A 19,852-nucleotide genomic window follows, 5' to 3' on the forward strand; every position below is an offset into this window, starting at 1 on the left:
TTTAAGATATAAATTTCCAAATTCTTTTTAAAATTATCATAGAGGTTACAGTAACTACTGAAAGTATTATTGCGAGTCCTGTTTTTCCGTAAATCCAGTTTCCAGTAGCAAATAAAAAACTATATACCCCAATAGTTCCTGTTACAAATCCAACAATTTTAAATCCAACATTTTTAAATTTATCTTCTCTTTCAAAGATAAGTGTATCAAAGCTTTGTAACGTTTTACTATCTGTAGGTTGTGTTAAAAGAGTTACGGTAACCCACCCAATAGTTGTGATAAAAACTCCAATAATTAATTGCCAATAACCTGCAATTTCTATGATAGGAGTTTCCATTTTTCCGTTGATAAAAAAGAAAATAGCAATAAGAAATGAAATAGCCATAGCGGCAATTTCACTGTATGGATTAATTCTACTCCAAAACCAACGTAAAATAAATAAAAGTCCAGTTCCTGCACCAATTTGTAGTAATAAATCAAAAACACCTTTGGCTGATTGTAGGTAGAAAGAAAATAACGCAGCACAAAGCATTAAAACGACAGTTGATATTCTACCAACAACAACTTTTTGCCTTTCGGAGGCTTTTTTATTAATAAATCTACTATAAAAATCATTTACAATATAAGAACTACCCCAATTTAACTGTGTAGAAATAGTACTCATAAAAGCTGCAATTAAAGAAGTTAATACAATCCCTAAGAGTCCAGCAGGTAAATACGTCATCATTGCAGCATAAGCAACATCATGACCTTGCATTTCTGTAGTCAAACTAGGAAAAGCTTGATTCATACTATCTAAACTAGGAAAAATGATTAATGAAGCCAATCCAACAATAATCCATGGCCAAGGACGTAAAGCGTAGTGTGCAAAGTTGAAAAATAAAGTAGCCCATGTAGCATTTTTTTCATCTTTAGCAGCCAACATTCGTTGTGCAATATAACCACCACCACCTGGTTCAGCACCAGGGTACCAAGTACTCCACCATTGTACAGCAAAGGGGATGATGAACAAGGTAATTAATGCTTCTTTATCTGAAAAATCAGGAAGCATAGCTAGTTTATCGCTCACATTTGGATGTGTTAATAAATTAGAAAGTCCGTTAATTTCTGGTAAACCAACAATATATATCGTAGCCCAAACAGAGCCAATCATGGCAATTAAAAATTGAACAAAGTCTGTTAGTAATACACCTCTTAATCCTCCTAGAGAAGAATAAAGAACTACAATAATTGATGAGTATAGTAACATTTCTTCTTGAGAAATCCCTAATAGAATATTGGCAATTTTCGCACCTGCTAAACAAACACCAGCCATTGTAATTACATTAAAAATGACTCCTAAATAAATAGCTCTAAAACCTCTTAAAAAGCTTGCCATTTTACCAGAATATCTTAACTCATAAAACTCTAGGTCTGTGGTAATACCAGACTTTCGCCACAATTTAGCATAAAAAAACACAGTTAACATTCCTGTTAATAGCATAGCCCACCAAACCCAGTTACCAGAAACACCATTTTTTCTAACTAACTCAGTAACTAATCCAGGAGTGTCTGCAGCAAACGTGGTTGCTACCATCGAAACGCCTAACAACCACCATGGCATATTTCTTCCTGATAAAAAGAATTCAGAACTATTTTTACCTGCTGATTTTGAGGCCCATATTCCTATAAATAATGAAAGAATGAAAAAACCGAAAATAATGATATAATCAAGAGAGCTTAATAGCATAGTTTGTTTTATTTGTTGGCTAAAAGTAACCAAATAAAATGAATAGTTAAATTTGAACTAAAAGGAGAAATGAATTTGTCTTTTTTTTGATAGAAAACAAGTAAAATTGAGTAAATTTGATATTCGTTTTATGAGAAAAATAAAAAAAATAGCAGTAATGACTTCTGGGGGAGACTCTCCAGGAATGAACGCAGCGATACGATCAGTTGTAAGGACTTGTGCATATTATCGTACAGATTGTATGGGGGTTTATAGAGGGTATCAAGGATTGATTGAAGGAGATTTAATTCCGTTAACCGCTAGAAGCGTGAATAATATCATTCAAAAAGGAGGTACCATTTTAAAATCGGCTCGTTCAAAAGACTTTAGAACAGAAGGAGGAAGAAAGAAAGCCTATGAAAGCCTTAAGAAAAATAACGTAGATGCCTTAGTTGTAATTGGTGGAGATGGTTCTTTTACGGGAGGTGTAATTTTTAACAAAGAATTCAATTTTCCTATTATAGGAATTCCTGGTACGATAGATAATGATATTTCTGGAACAAGTCATACTCTTGGTTACGACACGGCTTTAAACACCGCAGTTGAAGCGATAGATAAAATTCGTGATACGGCTTCTTCTCACAATCGTCTTTTTTTTGTAGAAGTAATGGGACGTGATGCTGGATTTATAGCCTTAAATGCTGGTGTTGGAGCAGGAGCAGAAGAAATTTTAATCCCTGAAGAAGATTTGGGCTTAGAAAGAATGCTTGAATCGCTAAAGAAAAGTAGAAGATCAGGAAAATCATCGAGTATTGTAGTAGTTTCTGAAGGAGATAAAACGGGGAAAAATGTATTTGAACTGGCTGATTATGTAGAAAAAAACTTACCAGAATATGAAGTCAGAGTTTCTGTGTTAGGACACATGCAACGAGGAGGTTCTCCAACCTGTTTTGATAGAGTTTTAGCGAGTAGATTAGGAGTAAGCGCCGTAGAATTATTACTTGATGGAAAGACAAACTTGATGGTAGGGTTAAAAGATAATAAAGTAGTAGCTACTGATTTAGAAAAAGCAATCAAAGGTCAACATAATATAGATACTGAGTTACTAAGAGTGTCAGATATAATGACCACTTAAACACGAATATAAAATTTTAAATAATGATAAAAATAGGAATTAACGGATTTGGAAGGATTGGTCGATTAACATTCCGTTCTATTATGAATAGAAGTAATGTTGAGGTTGTAGCTATTAACGATTTGTTAGAGGTAGATTATTTAGCCTATTTATTAAAATATGATTCAGTTCATGGACGTTTTGATGGAGATGTAGAGGTAAAAGATGGGAATTTAATCGTTAACGGAAAAATTATTAGAGTTACTGCTGAAAGAAATCCTGAAAACTTGAAATGGAATGAAGCTGGGGCTGAATATATTATTGAGTCTACAGGTTTTTTTACTGACAAGGATAAAGCGGCAATGCACATTACTGGAGGAGCAAAAAAAGTAATTATTTCGGCACCTTCAAAAGATGCAACTATGTATGTAATGGGAGTCAATCATAAAGATTTAACCCCTGATGAAACCATTTTTTCTAACGCTTCTTGTACAACAAATTGTTTAGCACCGTTAACAAAAGTGATTAACGATAATTTTGGGTTAAAAGAAGGATTAATGACTACAGTTCATGCAGCTACTTCTACACAAAATACAGTTGATGGACCTAATAAAAAATGGCGTAGAGGACGTTCAGTAGTTAACAATATTATTCCTACATCAACAGGAGCAGCGAAAGCTGTAACCAAGGTTATTCCTGAGTTAAAAGGAAAATTAACAGGAATGGCAGTTAGAGTCCCTGTAGCTGATGTTTCTTTGGTTGATTTAACATTTAGAACAGATAAAGCGACTTCGTTAAAAGAAATTTTAGCAACATTAAAAGAAGCTTCAGAAGGTGAATTTAAAGGGATTATTGGGTACACTGAAGATGAGGTAGTATCACAAGATTTTGTTTCAGAAACAAGAACATCAGTAATTGATGCTGATGCTTGTTTAGAGTTAAACGAAAACTTTTTCAAGGTAATTTCTTGGTATGATAATGAGTTTGGATATGCTACTAAAATTGTAGATTTATTAGAGTATTCAGCTTCTTTATAAAAGCATAAAATATTTTGTAATATTGTATTCCCGCTAAAAGCGGGAATATTTTTTTAAACACTATTTATGGAAATAGCAATTATAGCACATGATGGAATGAAAGCTGAAATGGTTCAGTTTTTAAACGAACACAAAGAAGTTTTACGCCAAAAAAGTATTCAGTTAATTTCAACAGGAACAACAGGAGAAAAAGCAGAAAAAGCAGGTTTTGAAGTAATAAAATATTTATCAGGGCCTATTGGTGGTGATGCTCAAATTGCAGGTAGAGTAGCAGAAGGAAAATGCCAAATGGTATTGTTTTTTAGAGACCCATTAGCAAAACATCCACATGAACCAGATATTTCTATGTTAATGCGTTTGTGTGATGTTCATGATGTACCGTTGGCTACGAATCCTTCAACAGCAGAATTATTAATAAAAGCGATATAAAAAAATCCACTTTAAGAAAGTGGATTTGTTATTTTTATGTATAATCTTTTTACTTAATGGCAATCATGCTAATCTCAACATTAACAAATTTAGGTAAGTTGGCAACTTCTACAGTTTCACGTGCTGGAGCTGTAGCATCATCAAAATACTCACCATAAACAGCATTAATTTTTGAAAAGTTATGCATATCTGAAATAAAAATAGAAGCCTTAATAACGTTTTCAAAAGTCATGTCAGCTGCAGCTAATACTTCTTTCATGTTTTCCATTACCTGTTTCGTTTCTGCTTCAATAGAATCTAAAACTAACTTACCAGTTTTAGGATTAATAGCTATTTGTCCAGAAGTGTATAAAGTATTGCCACTCAGTATTGCTTGGTTGTACGGACCAATTGGAGCAGGAGCTTTATCGGTTGTGATTATTTTTTTCATTATAATTAATTGTTTGTTGTTTAAATGTTAGAATAATACCCTATCTGGTGGTTTATTTTTATCCCATTTTAAGTCACTTAATACAGAAGATTTTACACCAATAAAGAAATAGTAAGAAGAGTTGGTACCGAAAGGAGTCCAGTTAAAATTAAAACGCCAACTATCTAAATCTCTAGAAAAATTAAGCCTGGTATAGGTAAAAGAATTTTCTTTAATATCGTAACCAGAAGAGAAACCTATTTTCCATTTAGGAGAAGGTTCTATGTCTCCACTAAACATTAATGTGTTGTTACCAATATTGCTTTTTAAACCAGTATTAGTATAACTCATGGAATAAGCTAAATTAAGAGTCCAAGGTATTTTAGCTTTATAAAGTTCGGTTTCTTTAGTCTCGTCTTTGTTAGTATTTCTATTATTAATATTGTTAGGGAATCCATTTGTAACCCCCATATTTTCACCAAAAACATCAGGAGTGTCTTGTGCACCATTACCACTTTCATTTTCGTTTTCAGAGGCATCTTCATCATCTTTTTTCTCAAAGTCTTTGCTAGAAATTGAATAATTAGCAGTTACGCCTAAGTTAGTAAGCCTAAGGATAGAACTATTAAACTTGTTAATCCTTTGTCCATCACTATTCACTTGATAAGGATCAAAAGTAGCGTTCATATTTAATGCTAACTTGTCTTTGAAAAGACGTGTTCCGGCATTAGCTCTTACAGGAGACCATCGTAAACTATCGGCAGCTATGTTATAACTAGTACTAAAGTTTAAGTTATTAAGAATAGTTATTTTTTTATCCTCTTCATCACTATTAGGGTCTTTAGGAGCCACTTTTGCTTCTAAAACATTATTTACGGAAATACTAACCGAGTTAGAAACACCACTTCCTGGTGTTCCGTAAATACCACCTTCAAAAGGAGAGTAGGTTAGTAAATCGTTTGGATCTGAATTTTGTTGAACGGTTAAATTATAGCTGTCAGCAAAATTAGGGCGATATCCATAAGAAATAGAAGGTCTAATTGTATGGCGAATTGCTTTTAAACGGCCTTTTTTAAAGTTGAAGGTTCCATAAATATTAGTTGACAAAGAAACACCAAAATTATATTCATTATAACGGGTAAACCCACTAATTGTATCGTTAACGGCAGTACCTATATTACCTTGGTTGCCAATAGCAGTAGGATCATATCGTTTTTTTATTTGATCAAAGTACCATACATCTTTATAACTTACACTTGGAGATAGTGTAAAATATTTAAAGGCCTTCATACTAGTATTTGTACTTAGATTATGTTGTACACCTTTTTTAGCAGTTTTAAACATTTTTGGTGTGAAAAACTCATCATCACTCGTGTTAATTTGATATTGACCTTGCATGCTATAATTAAGTCCCATTCGCTGAATAGCGTTCTTTTTGACACCTCCTGTACCAGCAAATGGATAAATACGATCCATATTTAATTGTAAGGAAGGAAGGGTCATTGTTATAGATTCGGTATTAGTGTTTTGTGAATGAGTTGCAGTTACATTTAAATTAAAGGGAGTGCCTACGAATTTTTTATAATATGAAATAGAGGAGTTTAACGTGTTATTTAAGAATTGTGAGCTGTTAAATTCATTCAATGATTGACGATAATATCTGCTACTTCCTAAGTTAACCGAAGCAGAAAAACGAGAGTTAGGGCTTGATTTAGCATCTTGACTATGGCTCCATCTGATATTAAAGTTAGTTGATTTACTGTAGTCGCTTAAGCCACGAATACCTCTAATAAGGTTTTCATAACGAACACTAAAACTTCCACTAAATTTATAACGAACATAATAGTTAGAGGAAGTATTCAATCCCCAGCTTCCATTAGTGTATAAATCTCCTAAAACAGTTAAATCAAAATAATCACTCAAGGCAAAGTAGTACCCACCATTTTGCATAAAAAAACCTTGGTTGTTACTCTCACCCCAAGAAGGAATAATAAAACCAGAAGTTCTTTTATTAGTTAAAGGAAAATAAGCAAAAGGTAAATAAACAGGAGTAGGTACATCCGCTAATACTAAATTACTACCTCCAACAATAATTTTTTTTCCAGGAACTAGTTTCGCTTTATTTGTTTGGATATAGTAATCGGGAATTTTTTTCTGAGAAGTAGTAAAACGTAATCGTCTCATGTATATAGTAGAGTCATTTACCCGTTTTGTTTTTTCTCCATAAGTAATAATTCCAGCTTGGTCAGTTTTTACACCATAAACTAAAGCCTTTTTTGTTTTAAAGTTAAAAATAATGGAGTCTTGTTCAGATTCTTGCCCTCCTTGTTTAAATTGAGGTTTTTGTTGATATCCAGTACTATCTTTAATTCCTTTAGCATATACCATATTGTTTTTGTAATCTAGAATAATAATTCCAGCTTTTAAATCAATGTCCGTATAGGTTACATGAGCTTTATTGTATAAAGTAATTGTTTTGTCTTTGGCATTTTGTATGGTGTAATCTTCAGCATTATGAGTAATAATGCCATCAATAACCTCCTTTGGTTTGATAGAATCATTTACAATCGTATCTCTTTTTCTATTAATAAGGGAATTCTTTTTAGAAACTATTAAAGTATCTTTTGATTTAGTTAAAATAGAATCTTTTTTTGGTTTTTGAGGAGTAATGCCTTTATTGCCAATTTCTTGTGCATTACCTAATTGAAAACAAAAAAGATAGAAAGCTAAAAGTATGTAAGTTCGATTTGCTCGCAATATTATTAATACTATTTTTGTGTTATATTTAAAAACTTTGGCGTGCTATTTGAATGCCTATATTTTAGAAACCAAAAATAGTTAAATTTTATTGATGCAATTCTTAAATTTCCCTAAATATAATATCTCAAAATTAACCTTAATTATACTAACCTCTTTAGCTATTTTATCAGGTGAAGTATCATCTGTTTTAGCGCAAAAAAAATATACTGTAGTTTTAGACGCAGGTCATGGAGGAAAAGACCCTGGTAATTTAGGGAATGGTTTTAGAGAAAAAAACATAGCACTAAGAGTAGCACTAGATGTAGGGAAAGAATTATTAACATCTAAAGATATCGAGGTAGTTTATACTCGTAAGAAAGATGTTTTTGTAGAGTTACATAATAGAGCTAAAATAGCAAATGAAAAAAAAGCCGACTTATTTGTGTCTATCCATTGTGATGCTTTTAGAAGACCAGACCCAAATGGAGCAAGTACTTTTGTATTAGGATTAAGCGGAAATAAAGAAAATTTAGAAATAGCAAAAAAGGAAAACTCTGTAATTTTATTAGAGGATAATTATAAACAAAACTATGATTACGATCCAAATTCACCTGAATCAGTAATAGGTTTATCTGTGCTTCAAGAAGAAAATTTAGAGAATAGTTTAGGGATAGCAGGTTTGGTTCAAAACAATTTTGTAGCAATAAAAAGAAATAACAGAAAGGTAAAGCAAGCTAATTTTTTGGTGTTAAGAGAAACGGTTATGCCAAGTGTTTTAATAGAGTTAGGTTTTTTAACTAATAAAAGCGAAGGTCAATTTTTAAACTCTAGAACCGGTCAAATTAAAATGGCAAAATCAATAGCGGAAGCAATAAGAAAATATTTTGAACGACTAAAGTTAAACACAATTAGTGAAACATTAACCGTAAATGCACCTCTAGTAGAAAAAGAAATACCAAAACCAGTTAAACAAAAAGAAGTTCCAAGACCGGTTGTACAAAAAGAAAAACCAACGCCAATTGTTAAAAAGACAATTACAGAAATAAAACCAAAAAAAGAGGAGATTATAAAAACACCACCACCTTCAAAATTAACTTCAACAAGTGTGGTGTTTAGTGTACAAATAGCAGCCTCAAGAAAAAAACTTTTAACCAATAGTTTTAAAGGGTTGCAAAACGTAGAGTCTTTATTTATAGATGATTATTACAAGTATTACTACGGAAGCTCACCTAGTTTATCTGAAATAAAAAAGATTTTACCAGAGGTTAGAAGCAAAGGTTATAAAGATGCTTGGGTAGTTGCTTTTAAAAACGGAAAACGAATTTCTATCAAAGAAGCACTAAAAAACCTTTAATTTAGAGGAATTCTATATTTATACTCCCAAAATTATTGTTATTTTCGCTCGTATAAATATTTTATATGTCTAAAGAACTAAAAACAGGAATAGTTGCTGTAGTTGTTATTGCCTTGTTTATTTGGGGTTATAACTTTTTAAAAGGACAAGATTTGTTCAGTACTAATGCAAGACACTTTTTTGTAGAGTACAATAATATAAATGGTCTTAAAGAAGCGAGTTCAGTTACAATTAACGGACTAAAAGTGGGGAATGTAGACGAAATATCCTTTAATGAAAACCCAGAAAAAAAAGGAAATTTAATAGTCAAGATATCATTGAATACCGATTTTAAATTTTCAAAAAATAGTGTTGCTAAAATTTATTCAGCAAGTTTAATGGGAGGTCAAAGTTTAGCAATTGTACCTAAATATGATGGTGAAATAGCAAAATCAGGAGATTATTTAAAAGGAGAAGTAGAGTCTGATATATTTTCATCGGTAGGTGAAAAATTAAATCCTATTCAGGCAAAATTAGAAAATGTTTTAGTGGGGGCTGACTCTTTATTTATGGGAGTAAATGATATTCTAGATGAAAAATCTCGCCAAAGCTTAAATAGAAGTATTTTAGGATTAGAAAGAACAATTTCTGATGTTCGTAAAACATTAGCCTCTGTAAATACTTTGCTAGCCGATAACAAAGATAATCTCGATGCTACTTTAGCCAATACAAAAAAAATTACAGATACTTTTTCAAAAGTATCAGATGATTTAGCTAAAGCTAATTTAGGGGAGTCAGTAAAAAAACTTGAAGCAACCTTATCAAACGTTAACAGTTTATTAGCAGATATGAAGTCTGGTAAAGGAACTTTAGGAAAGTTAATGACTGATGAAACAATGTATACCAACTTAACAAATGCTTCAAAAGAAATGGAAGAATTGTTAAGAGAAATGAAATTAAATCCAAAGAGGTTTGTGCATTTTTCTTTATTTGGGAAAAAAGCAAAACCTTATAAGGAAGTAAATAACACTAATAATGTAAGTAATAAATAAACTTACGTTTCATATTATAAATCTAACAGAACTTAATAATTAAAGAACGATGGAAAAATATGTACCAAACATCTTTTTTGCACTTATTTTAATTGCAGCTATAGGGTATTTTGTAATGAATGTTCGTAAATTAATACGAAACATTAAATTAGGAAAAGATATTGATAGAACAGATAGAAAACCTGAGCGATGGAAAAACATGGCAAAAATAGCTTTAGGGCAATATAAAATGGTACGTCGTCCAGTTTCAGGTATTTTACATATTGTTGTATATGTTGGTTTTATACTAATCAATATAGAGATGTTAGAAATTGTTATTGATGGATTGTTTGGTACACACCGTGTTTTTCAACCAATTATAGGAGATGCTTTGTACGGATTTTTAATTGGTAATTTTGAAGTGTTAGCTTTATTAGTATTTGTAGCAGTAATAATTTTCTGGTTCCGTAGAAATATAGAAAAAGTAAAACGCTTTTGGAATAAAGAAATGGAAGGCTGGCCTAAAAATGATGGTAATATTATTTTATACTTTGAAATGGTATTAATGACGTTATTTTTAGTAATGAATGCTACAGACGTTCCATTTCAAGAGGCAGGAGTAGGAAATGTAGTTTCTCAATTCATAGCTCCTTGGTTTGATAGCTTTTCTACAGAGTCATTACACACTATTGAAAAAACAGCTTGGTGGTTACACATCGTAGGAATTTTAATTTTCTTAAACTATTTATACTATTCTAAGCACTTACATATTTTATTAGCTTTCCCTAACACGTTTTTTGCAAACTTAAACCCAAAAGGACAGTTCAATAATTTAGAAGCAGTAACGAAGGAAGTAAAAATGATGATGGATCCAGATGCCGACCCTTATGCGATGCCAGAAGAAGGAGCTGAGGAAGAAATGCCAGAGAAATTTGGAGCTTCCGATGTAACCGATTTAAACTGGGTACAATTGATGAATGCCTATACCTGTACTGAATGTGGACGCTGTACATCGTCGTGTCCTGCGAACCTGACAGGAAAAGAGTTATCACCACGTGCAATTATGATGAAAACACGCGATCGTTTAGAAGAAGTAGGAAAAAATATAGATGCTAATGGAGGGGAGTTCAAAGACGACGGAAAGCAGTTGTTAAACGATTATATTACTCCAGAAGAATTATGGGCATGTACAAGTTGTAATGCTTGTGTGCAAGAATGTCCTATTGGTATCGATCCATTATCTATTATTATAGATATGCGCCGTTATTTAGTAATGGAAGAATCAGCAGCTCCACAAGAGTTAAATATGATGATGACCAATATTGAAAATAACGGAGCACCTTGGCAGTACAGTCAAATGGATAGATTAAATTGGAAAGATGAAGAGTAGTTTCGTTACTATTCTATTCCGTAAAAACTAAAAAAATAACCTCGGTAGTTTGAGGTTGTAAACAAAAAAATAGTTCAACAATTAAACGATAAAGAATTATGAACGTACCAACAATGGCAGATATGATGGCTCAAGGAAAACAACCAGAAGTGTTGTTTTGGGTAGGAGCTGCAGGAAGTTATGATGATAGAGCAAAAAAAATAACAAGAGCTTTCGTAAAAATATTACAACAAGCTGGGGTTGATTTTGCAGTATTAGGTACCGAAGAAAGTTCAACAGGCGATGCAGCAAAGCGAGCAGGGAATGAGTTTTTATTTCAAATGCAGGCCGTTACGAATATTGAAGTATTAAATGCTTACGAAGTAAAAACGATTGTTACTTGTGATCCGCATTCATTCAATACGCTAAAAAACGAATATCCAGAATTAGGAGGGAAATACAAAGTATATCATCACACGCAATATATTAGCAAGTTAATTAAAGAAGGGCGTTTAACGATTGGGGATAAAAACCTAAAAGGAAAACGTTTAACATATCATGATCCATGTTATTTAGGGCGTGCCAATGATGTGTATGAAAGTCCGCGCGAATTAATTCGTCGTTTAGGAGTAAAAATGACCGAAATGAAGCGTCATAAATCAACAGCATTATGTTGTGGCGCTGGAGGAGCACAAATGTTTAAAGAGCCAGAAAAAGGCGATAAAGACATTAATGTTTTAAGAACAGAAGATGCTTTAGAAACAAAACCTCAAATTATTGCAACCGGTTGTCCTTATTGTAATACCATGATGACTGATGGTGTGAAGTTTAAAGAAAAAGAAGCGCAAATTGAAGTAAAAGATATTGCTGAGTTAATAGCAGAAGCAAATAATTTATAATAGAAAAAATAGATATCATTATTCCCGCGAAAGCGGGAATAATATTTTTTAAGAATGATTAAAAACTACATAAAAGCAGCACGCTTACGTACCTTACCATTATCGGTATCAGGAATTATTATCGGAGCATTTTTAGGATTAAACGAATCTTTTTTTAAAGTGTCTTCTAAGCTTTTTAATACAACTATCAAGATAGGTGAAGCAAATATTTTAGAATCTTCAATATTTTGGCTAGCTATTTTAACTACCATTGGTTTTCAAGTGTTATCAAATTTTGCCAATGATTATGGAGATGGAGTAAAAGGGACGGATAATGAAAGAGAAGGAGAGGCACGTATGGTGGCTTCAGGAGCCATTACTCCAAAACAAATGAAGTTAGCAATGATTATTACAGGAGCTATTACAACTATTATAGCATTACTATTAATTTATGTTTCCTTTGGCAAAGACAACTTTTTATACTCCGTAATTTTCTTCGGATTGGGAATTGCCTCTATTATTGCTGCTATAAAATATACCGTAGGAAAATCAGCGTATGGTTATAGCGGATTTGGCGATGTTTTCGTTTTTATTTTCTTCGGATTGTTAGCTGTAATCGGAACCTATTTTTTATATACTAAACAACTCAATTTAGCCATTTTCTTGCCAGCAATTACAATAGGACTCTTAAGCACTGCAGTATTAAACCTAAACAATATGCGTGATAGAGAGAATGATGCAGTGTCAGGAAAAAATACGCTTGTAGTAAAAATGGGAGCAGAATCTGCAAAACTGTATCATTATTTTTTAATTGTAGCGTCTTTTATAGTTGCATTATTGTACACGGTAATTAAGTTTCAATCACCATATCAATTCTTGTTTATTGTAGCTTATATTCCTTTAATAAAACACCTGGTTTTTGTCTATAAAAATAAAGAAGAAGCTCTGTTAGATGGGGAACTTAAAAAAGTAGCTTTGAGTACTTTTTTGTTTTCAATTTTATTTGGATTAGGTCAGATTTTGTAACTTCCCGATAAAATTTAACACTATGAGAATTATTTCATTTTTTTTCGGAGCAGTTTTATTGCTAATTAGTTGTAATAACAAAGGAGAAAATACCAACTCTTACGGAAGCCTTAAAACTTCAGAAAATTTTGACATTGCTGAAGAAGTTGTAGAATTATCAGAAAATGTAACTGATAGCAAAGAAGTGACAATAGAAAGAAAGCTTATTAAAACAGGCGATATTTCTTTTGAAACAGATAATTTATTAGAAACAAGAAATCATATAGAGCAAGCAGTTAAAAAATATAACGGATATATTTCTGCTGATAATGAGTATAAGTCTTCTCAAAATATTACTTCAAATTTAACTGTTCGAATTCCACCTGAAAACTTTGACCTTTTTCTCAATGAAATATCATCAAAAGTAGAAAGGTTTGATAATAAGAATATTTCTGTAAACGATGTAACAGAGCAATTTTTGGATGTACAAGCACGTTTGAAGGTAAAAAAAGAATTAGAACAACGATATAGCGAAATACTAAAAAAAGCTAGTTCAGTAAAAGAAATTTTAGAAGTTGAGCGAGAACTAACAAATGTAAGGTCAGACATAGAATCGATGGAAGGGCGTTTGAAATACTTGCAAAATCAAGTATCTTATTCAACGCTAAACATTCGATTTTACAAAGAAAAAATAAGTAAAGCTTATTCAAAAAGCTTTGGAAGACGTATACTAGACGCTTTTAGTAATGGAATAGATAATATAAAATGGTTTCTTATTGGCTTAGTAAATATTTGGCCATTTATACTTTTAATAGCATTACTAATTATATTCATCAAAAAACGAACTAAACGAAAAAAATAATGAACATTACTTTTTATGGTCATGCATGTTTTGGTATTGAAATTAACGGAACACATGTGTTAATAGACCCTTTTATAACGGGAAACCCACTAGCGTCAAATATAAATATAGATCAATTAAAAGCAGATTATATTTTAATCACCCATGCTCATCAAGACCATGTGTTAGATGTAGAAAGTATTGCGGAAAGAACTGGCGCAATAATTATCTCAAACTATGAAATCGTGATGTACTATGGAACAAAGAACTTAAAAGGACATCCCTTAAATCATGGAGGTACATATACTAACAATACTTTTTCCGCTAAATATGTAAATGCAATTCATACTTCATCATTTGCTGATGGAAGTTATGGAGGACAACCAGGTGGTTTTGTAATCACAGCAGGAGAAAAATCTTTATATATTTCTGGAGATACAGCTGTTACAATGGATATGCAATTAATACCAATGTCTACAAACTTAACAGCCTCTATATTTCCTATAGGAGATAACTTTACTATGGGAGTAGATGATGCTATAATAGCAAGTGACTTAGTAATTTGTAATAAGGTGATAGGGTGTCACTTTAATACTTTTCCTCCAATAGAAATAAATTTAGATGAAGCCAAAGAAAAGTTTACACAAGCTAAGAAGGAATTAGTGATTTTAGAAATCGGACAAACAATAACTATTTAAGTAAACTTTTTATTGAGGTATTATATACATGAAAACAATCAAAATAATTTTAGGGCTTATAACAGTTTTAATTCTTGCATTTTTTTTAACAGGACTAGTAGCACAAGAAGTTGTTTATACCAATGAAGTAATAATTAATAAGCCAGTAAATGAAGTTTTTTCAGATTTTCAGGATGAAGAATTGATGAAAGAATGGATGCCAGAGGTGAAATCAATTGAAACTTTAGAAGAACAGCCAAATAAAATAGGTAGTAAATATAAAGTAGTTGTCGAAAATCAAGGTAAATTGGTAACTATGAGAGAAGAAGTATTAGCGTATAAAGAAAATGAAAAGGTTACTCTTCACTTTGATGCAGAAAATATGCTAAAAACAGATGATTATATATTTACTTCAGAAGGAAACTCAACTAAGATATTGCAAACTACCACCTGTACTAGTGAATCGTATGTAATGAGTTGTTTATTTCCGTACTTTAAAGGAGCACTTAAAAAAATGAGTCAACAATATTTAGAGAACTTTAAAAAAGCATCTGAGGCCCATCACTAAAACATTTACAATTGATAAAAGCTACCCACCATAAATACTTACTGAATTTTAAACAAGCTAGTGGAACCTCTCGTGGAGTTTTAAGAACTAAAGAAACTTGGTTTCTAATTTTAGAAAGAGAAGGGAGGAAAGGTTTTGGAGAATGTGGTTTATTTAGAGGTTTAAGTGCTGATGATACACCTAACTATGAAGAGAAATTACAGTGGGCGTGCAACAACATTAATTGGGGCTTAGAAAAATTGTTATACGAACTCATAGAGTTCCCGTCGATACAGTTTGGTTTAGAACAAGCATTTTTATCCTTAGAAAGCAAAACACCGTTTGAATTATTTCCATCTGACTTTACTGAAGGAAAACAGCAAATCTCAATCAATGGATTAATTTGGATGGGAGACAAAACCTTCATGCAAGAACAAATAAAAAGCAAATTACAGCAAGGTTTTACGACAATTAAAATGAAGATTGGAGCGATTGATTTTGATACAGAAGTAGAATTATTGAAGTCAATTCGAAAAGAATTTTCAGCTAAAGAAATAGAGTTACGAGTAGACGCCAACGGAGCATTTTTACCAAAGAATGCTTTAGAAAAATTACAGCGATTATCAGAGTTAGAATTACATTCTATAGAACAACCTATAAAGCAAGGACAGTGGCAAGAAATGGCTAATTTGTGTGAAAAAACTCCATTAGCTATTGCTCTAGATGAAGAATTAATTGGCATATTCTCTTCCAAAGAAAAAGAAAAATGTATTGCTACAATTCAACCTCAATACATTATTTTAAAACCAAGTTTGGTTGGTGGGTTTAAAGGAAGTAACGAATGGATTCAAATAGCATCCAACCATAACGCAGGTAATTGGATAACCAGTGCCTTGGAAAGTAATATTGGATTAAACGCAATAGCACAATGGACATACACATTGAAAAATCCATTACCACAAGGTTTAGGAACAGGAAGCTTATTTACCAATAACTTTAAAAGTCCGTTAGAAGTTACAAACGGAAGTTTAGGATACAACACGAATAAAAATTGGCACTTTAATAGTTAAGAATGAATTTTATACAACAAGCATATAAAGGACAAAATCAGTGGTATTTATACCTACTAGTTATTTTTATAGTTTTATTTGGATGGCAATTTATAGGTATAATTCCTTTAGCCGTTACAGCAGTTTTACATTCTGAAAGCACAAATGAGTTTTTAAGGGCAGCAGAAGATAGCTTTATGAGTTTGGGTATTAATAAGAACTTATTTTTGTTTATGGTGGTTGTTATGTTCGCTTTTGGCTTAGCATCATTGCTTTTAGGAATAAAATACATCCATAAAAGAGCTATTAAAACAGTTATAACAAGTAGAAATAAAATAGATTGGAATCGCTTTTGGTTTGGTTTCTTTGTATGGGGAGTAATATCTGTAGTAGTAGTATCTTCTGATATTCTTTTATCTCCTGAAAATTATACATGGAACTTTAAGCCTCTCCCTTTTTTCACTTTAGTGATAGTATCATTTTTGTTTTTACCCATTCAAACTAGTTTTGAAGAATTACTTTTTAGAGGGTATTTTATGCAAGGACTTGGTACTTGGTTTAAAAACAAATGGGTTCCATTAATAGTAACTTCGGTAGCTTTTGGTTTACTACACGGAGCAAATCCAGAAGTAGAGAAGCTAGGATATATTTCTATGGTGTTTTATATAGGCACAGGCTTTTTCTTTGGAATAACAACGTTAATGGATGAAGGAACAGAATTAGCATTAGGCTTGCATGCTATTAATAATATTGTGGCAGCATTTTTAGTAACAACAGACTGGACTGTTTTTCAAACTGATGCTTTGTTTGTTGATACTTCAGATCCTTCTGTAGGAGTTGAAATGTTCTTGCCAGTGTTTGTTTTATATCCTTTAATGCTACTATTATTTTCAAAAAAATACGGTTGGAAAAACTGGAAAGAAAAGTTATTGGGGCATATTGAAAAACCAATAATAACTGAAGAACGATTATAAATGTCATTTTACTATAATTGGAAAATCTCACTTTTCATAAAAATTTTCAATTAAACGGAGTTTCTTTTACTTCGAAAGAAGAACTATTGAGTTTTTCTAAAACAATAAATAACTCTGTTTTTTCATTTTTATCCAATTGGTTTAATGCAGATGATTTTGTAGTAGTACAAACTTCTGGTTCTACAGGAAAGCCCAAACCAATACCGCTGAAAAAAAAGCATATGGTAAATTCTGCTGAGGCAACAGGAGCTTTCTTCAATTTAAAAGAAAATACTACAGCTTTACTTTGTTTATCAACCGATTATATTGCAGGTAAAATGATGTTAGTCCGTGCATTAGCATTAGGGTGGAGATTAGATGTAGTAGAAGTAGTTTCTAATCCATTAAAAGGAACAGATACAGTCTATGACTTTTCTGCGATGGTACCTTTACAATTACGAAGCTCTTTAGGAGATATAGATAAAATAAAGAAGCTTATTGTAGGAGGAGGAGTTGTAGGAAATGATTTAATTGAAGCTATTCAAAATAAATCAACTGAAATTTATGCCACTTACGGAATGACAGAAACAATTACACATATTGCTGTTAAAAAGTTAAACAATGTCATTTCGAACGATAGTGAGAAACCTCACTACAAGGCACTTCCTAACGTACAACTCTCTCAAGACAATCGAAATTGTTTGGTGATTAATGCGCCAAAAGTAGCCGAAGAAAAAATTATAACAAACGATGTAATTCGTTTGATTTCTGATACTGAATTTGAATGGTTGGGACGTTATGACAACGTGATTAATTCTGGAGGAGTAAAGCTACATTCAGAAAAAATAGAAGAAAAACTCTCAAAAATTATTTCAAATCGTTTTTTTGTTACAGGTATCAATGATAAGAAATTAGGAGAAAAGCTAATTTTGATAGTAGAAGGAGAGAAAAATGACGTCATTTCGAACGAAGTGAAAAACCTATTGGGGCTTACCAAGTATGAAATCCCAAAAGCAATTTATTTTGTAGGTAAATTCATAGTAACTGAAACAAAAAAAATCCAACGTAAAGAAACGTTGGATTTATTAGGTTTATTATAGTTTTGTGCCTAATAAAGTATAGTCCATTTTTCCATTACCTTTTTATGAGTATATTTTTCAGCTAACCAATTTAGTTTTTCTGGAAGTTGTTTTTTATAAAGTAGTAAAACAGTAGGTTTTGCTACTATTTGATGTAAACTTTCTAACTCAGTAGGGTTTTTAAGGTTAATTAAGTGTTTTTTCCAATTTAAGTCTGTTTCAAACTGAGTTTCTCTATTTAAAGAACTATGACCGTTGTATAAAGAAATAATGGATTTATTTAATCCAAATGCAATAGATGACTTTCTAATATTGTAGACCAAAACATCTCTTGAGTTTAAACCTTCATTAATAATGAAATCGGTTACAGGCTTCGAAGCATTCACCTTTAACTCATTTTTAGCTAAAATTGTGGAAGCACCAATTAATAGAAATACTGTAACGATTAAAGAAGTCAATATTGGCTTGAATTTGATTTCTTCTTTTGATTTATAGAGTAAAAAAATCATAACAACAACAAGAAGGCTAGCAGCTGCTAAGTAATACGGAAAATTCATGCCAGTATTTATAAATGGAGCTATGATAAAGGTTAATAGAATCAATCCAGAAAAACCAAGAATAAAACCATTGATAGTTTTTATTTTTTCTGTTTTAATTCGTGAAAATAAATCTGCAATTAAAATAGCAAGCAAACCATACAAAGGCAGAATGTATAAAATACGTTTAGAGGAAGAAATTGAAAAGAAAATTAAAGGAATTACAAAAGCCATTAACATAGCGAAATGAATTGTTTTTGTTTTCAATAGTTCTTTTTGATCTTTAAGTAAATAAATAAAAGCTAAAAACCACGGCAAGCCTACTAATGGAGCAAAAGCTAAGAAGTACCAGAACGGTTCTGTTCTTCCGAAGGCATTTTTAGAGAATCTATCAGCAGTTTGCTTTCCTAAGAAATAATCGAGAAAAGAAGGGTTATTGTAACCTAAATAGACAAACCAAGAAGCAGAGATTACTAAAAATAATGACCAAGCAGCAATATGGTGGATAGAAAAACTTCTTTTAGCTTCTTCTGTACGATTGTAAAACAGTATGAAAATTATTGGAACAATAAATATCACAGGCCCTTTACTTAAAAAACCAAGAGCTAAACTTAGGGTAAAAGCATAGAGCCATTTAAAAATTCCAGACTTACGGTATCGTACCCAAGAGTAAATACTCAGCAAAGCAAAAGTAGCTAAAAAGGCATCAGTAGTTAAGTTACGTGACGACATTAATACCAAAGGAAAACTAAAGTAAATAATAGCAGACCATAGGGCAGTTTTTTTATTATTAAAAAGCAAAATACTTAAACGATACACTAAAATAAGTTGTAGTATTATGGCTAATTGTAAAAAGAAGCGAGCCCCAAAAGCATTAACACCAAATATTTTGTAACCTAAAGCAGTAATTTGATACGTAAATGGAGGTTTATGATAATGATGAACATCCAATAAGTTTGGATGCATATAATCACCTGATTCATACATTGCTCTACTAATCTCAGCATATCTAGCATCGCTACTCTCTATAACTCCATAAGAACCTACATTAATTAGTAAACTAAAGGCTGCTATTATTAAAAATATATTGAAAGATAGTTTACTTTTCATTTTAGTAA

The 19,852-nt window shown here is 31.7% G+C and carries 18 protein-coding genes; 14 read left to right on the forward strand and 4 right to left on the reverse strand.

The window, feature by feature from the left end; all coding sequences use genetic code 11:
* Position 1: 1 nt before the first annotated feature.
* A complete protein-coding gene (locus ACKTSW_RS07205) occupies positions 2 to 1,729 on the reverse strand; it encodes a sodium:solute symporter family protein (RefSeq protein ID WP_408024603.1) in 1,728 nt (575 codons plus the stop codon).
* Between the two features lie 130 nt (positions 1,730 to 1,859).
* Between ACKTSW_RS07205 and pfkA the strand changes: the two genes are divergently transcribed.
* From pfkA to ACKTSW_RS07220, 3 genes are all read left to right on the forward strand, one after another.
* The gene (gene pfkA / locus ACKTSW_RS07210; RefSeq protein ID WP_408024604.1) at positions 1,860 to 2,843 is read left to right on the forward strand and encodes a 6-phosphofructokinase; all 984 of its coding nucleotides are present in this window, start codon (positions 1,860 to 1,862) and stop codon (positions 2,841 to 2,843) included.
* A gap of 23 nt (positions 2,844 to 2,866) precedes the next feature.
* Positions 2,867 to 3,859, forward strand: coding sequence for a type I glyceraldehyde-3-phosphate dehydrogenase (gene gap / locus ACKTSW_RS07215; RefSeq protein WP_408024605.1), 993 nt, complete (start codon positions 2,867 to 2,869; stop codon positions 3,857 to 3,859).
* 66 nt (positions 3,860 to 3,925) lie between these two features.
* Positions 3,926 to 4,288, forward strand: coding sequence for a methylglyoxal synthase (locus tag ACKTSW_RS07220; RefSeq protein WP_408024606.1), 363 nt, complete (start codon positions 3,926 to 3,928; stop codon positions 4,286 to 4,288).
* A gap of 49 nt (positions 4,289 to 4,337) precedes the next feature.
* Here the strand turns inward: ACKTSW_RS07220 and ACKTSW_RS07225 are convergent, their stop codons facing one another.
* Positions 4,338 to 4,718, reverse strand: a complete 381-nt coding sequence (locus ACKTSW_RS07225; RefSeq protein WP_408024607.1) for a Rid family detoxifying hydrolase — start codon at positions 4,716 to 4,718, stop codon at positions 4,338 to 4,340.
* 27 nt (positions 4,719 to 4,745) lie between these two features.
* Positions 4,746 to 7,454 carry a putative LPS assembly protein LptD gene (locus ACKTSW_RS07230; protein WP_408024608.1) on the reverse strand — a complete coding sequence of 903 codons (2,709 nt, stop codon included), beginning with the start codon at positions 7,452 to 7,454 and terminating at the stop codon, positions 4,746 to 4,748.
* A gap of 94 nt (positions 7,455 to 7,548) precedes the next feature.
* On the opposite strand from ACKTSW_RS07230, the gene ACKTSW_RS07235 reads away from it, so the two are divergent.
* The 11 genes from ACKTSW_RS07235 to ACKTSW_RS07285 all read left to right on the forward strand — a co-directional run bounded on the left by ACKTSW_RS07235 (position 7,549) and on the right by ACKTSW_RS07285 (position 18,219).
* On the forward strand, positions 7,549 to 8,790 hold the full coding sequence (locus ACKTSW_RS07235) for an N-acetylmuramoyl-L-alanine amidase family protein (protein WP_408024750.1): 1,242 nt from the start codon (positions 7,549 to 7,551) through the stop codon (positions 8,788 to 8,790).
* A gap of 65 nt (positions 8,791 to 8,855) precedes the next feature.
* Positions 8,856 to 9,821: an MlaD family protein gene (locus ACKTSW_RS07240; RefSeq protein ID WP_408024609.1), complete on the forward strand. Its 966-nt coding sequence runs from the start codon at positions 8,856 to 8,858 to the stop codon at positions 9,819 to 9,821.
* A 49-nt stretch (positions 9,822 to 9,870) separates the two neighbouring features.
* Entirely contained in the window at positions 9,871 to 11,190 is a 1,320-nt protein-coding gene (locus ACKTSW_RS07245) for a 4Fe-4S dicluster domain-containing protein (RefSeq protein WP_408024610.1), read from the forward strand.
* Positions 11,191 to 11,288: 98 nt separating this feature from the next.
* Positions 11,289 to 12,068, forward strand: a complete 780-nt coding sequence (locus ACKTSW_RS07250; RefSeq protein WP_408024611.1) for a (Fe-S)-binding protein — start codon at positions 11,289 to 11,291, stop codon at positions 12,066 to 12,068.
* A 54-nt stretch (positions 12,069 to 12,122) separates the two neighbouring features.
* Positions 12,123 to 13,073, forward strand: a complete 951-nt coding sequence (gene menA / locus ACKTSW_RS07255) for a 1,4-dihydroxy-2-naphthoate octaprenyltransferase (protein WP_408024612.1) — start codon at positions 12,123 to 12,125, stop codon at positions 13,071 to 13,073.
* 22 nt (positions 13,074 to 13,095) lie between these two features.
* Complete coding sequence (locus ACKTSW_RS07260; RefSeq protein ID WP_408024613.1) at positions 13,096 to 13,914, forward strand: DUF4349 domain-containing protein; 819 nt, start codon at positions 13,096 to 13,098, stop codon at positions 13,912 to 13,914.
* The gene (locus ACKTSW_RS07265; RefSeq protein ID WP_408024614.1) at positions 13,914 to 14,591 is read left to right on the forward strand and encodes a metal-dependent hydrolase; all 678 of its coding nucleotides are present in this window, start codon (positions 13,914 to 13,916) and stop codon (positions 14,589 to 14,591) included. The genes ACKTSW_RS07260 and ACKTSW_RS07265 overlap by 1 nt, the downstream gene beginning before the upstream one ends.
* A gap of 28 nt (positions 14,592 to 14,619) precedes the next feature.
* Complete coding sequence (locus ACKTSW_RS07270) at positions 14,620 to 15,138, forward strand: SRPBCC family protein (RefSeq protein WP_408024615.1); 519 nt, start codon at positions 14,620 to 14,622, stop codon at positions 15,136 to 15,138.
* 11 nt (positions 15,139 to 15,149) lie between these two features.
* Positions 15,150 to 16,187 (forward strand): o-succinylbenzoate synthase, encoded by a 1,038-nt coding sequence (locus tag ACKTSW_RS07275; protein ID WP_408024616.1) that lies wholly within the window; start codon positions 15,150 to 15,152, stop codon positions 16,185 to 16,187.
* 2 nt (positions 16,188 to 16,189) lie between these two features.
* Complete coding sequence (locus tag ACKTSW_RS07280; protein WP_408024617.1) at positions 16,190 to 17,140, forward strand: CPBP family intramembrane glutamic endopeptidase; 951 nt, start codon at positions 16,190 to 16,192, stop codon at positions 17,138 to 17,140.
* Positions 17,141 to 17,157: 17 nt separating this feature from the next.
* A complete protein-coding gene (locus ACKTSW_RS07285; RefSeq protein ID WP_408024618.1) occupies positions 17,158 to 18,219 on the forward strand; it encodes an AMP-binding protein in 1,062 nt (353 codons plus the stop codon).
* Between the two features lie 8 nt (positions 18,220 to 18,227).
* Here the strand turns inward: ACKTSW_RS07285 and ACKTSW_RS07290 are convergent, their stop codons facing one another.
* A complete protein-coding gene (locus ACKTSW_RS07290; RefSeq protein ID WP_408024619.1) occupies positions 18,228 to 19,844 on the reverse strand; it encodes an ArnT family glycosyltransferase in 1,617 nt (538 codons plus the stop codon).
* Between the last annotated feature and the right edge of the window lie 8 nt (positions 19,845 to 19,852).

The sequence above is a fragment of the Tenacibaculum sediminilitoris genome, from assembly GCF_964513795.1.
Lineage (GTDB): Bacteria > Bacteroidota > Bacteroidia > Flavobacteriales > Flavobacteriaceae > Polaribacter > Polaribacter sediminilitoris.

What these genes read in the sequence shown, in the direction of transcription:
- ACKTSW_RS07205 (WP_408024603.1), bottom strand. Translation starts at nt 1,729, where the DNA reads ATGCTATTAAGCTCTCTTGATTATATCATTATTTTCGGTTTTTTCATT.
- pfkA (WP_408024604.1), top strand. Translation starts at nt 1,860, where the DNA reads ATGAGAAAAATAAAAAAAATAGCAGTAATGACTTCTGGGGGAGACTCT.
- gap (WP_408024605.1), top strand. Translation starts at nt 2,867, where the DNA reads ATGATAAAAATAGGAATTAACGGATTTGGAAGGATTGGTCGATTAACA.
- ACKTSW_RS07220 (WP_408024606.1), top strand. Translation starts at nt 3,926, where the DNA reads ATGGAAATAGCAATTATAGCACATGATGGAATGAAAGCTGAAATGGTT.
- ACKTSW_RS07225 (WP_408024607.1), bottom strand. Translation starts at nt 4,718, where the DNA reads ATGAAAAAAATAATCACAACCGATAAAGCTCCTGCTCCAATTGGTCCG.
- ACKTSW_RS07235 (WP_408024750.1), top strand. Translation starts at nt 7,549, where the DNA reads ATGCAATTCTTAAATTTCCCTAAATATAATATCTCAAAATTAACCTTA.
- ACKTSW_RS07240 (WP_408024609.1), top strand. Translation starts at nt 8,856, where the DNA reads ATGTCTAAAGAACTAAAAACAGGAATAGTTGCTGTAGTTGTTATTGCC.
- ACKTSW_RS07245 (WP_408024610.1), top strand. Translation starts at nt 9,871, where the DNA reads ATGGAAAAATATGTACCAAACATCTTTTTTGCACTTATTTTAATTGCA.
- ACKTSW_RS07250 (WP_408024611.1), top strand. Translation starts at nt 11,289, where the DNA reads ATGAACGTACCAACAATGGCAGATATGATGGCTCAAGGAAAACAACCA.
- menA (WP_408024612.1), top strand. Translation starts at nt 12,123, where the DNA reads ATGATTAAAAACTACATAAAAGCAGCACGCTTACGTACCTTACCATTA.
- ACKTSW_RS07260 (WP_408024613.1), top strand. Translation starts at nt 13,096, where the DNA reads ATGAGAATTATTTCATTTTTTTTCGGAGCAGTTTTATTGCTAATTAGT.
- ACKTSW_RS07265 (WP_408024614.1), top strand. Translation starts at nt 13,914, where the DNA reads ATGAACATTACTTTTTATGGTCATGCATGTTTTGGTATTGAAATTAAC.
- ACKTSW_RS07270 (WP_408024615.1), top strand. Translation starts at nt 14,620, where the DNA reads ATGAAAACAATCAAAATAATTTTAGGGCTTATAACAGTTTTAATTCTT.
- ACKTSW_RS07280 (WP_408024617.1), top strand. Translation starts at nt 16,190, where the DNA reads ATGAATTTTATACAACAAGCATATAAAGGACAAAATCAGTGGTATTTA.
- ACKTSW_RS07290 (WP_408024619.1), bottom strand. Translation starts at nt 19,844, where the DNA reads ATGAAAAGTAAACTATCTTTCAATATATTTTTAATAATAGCAGCCTTT.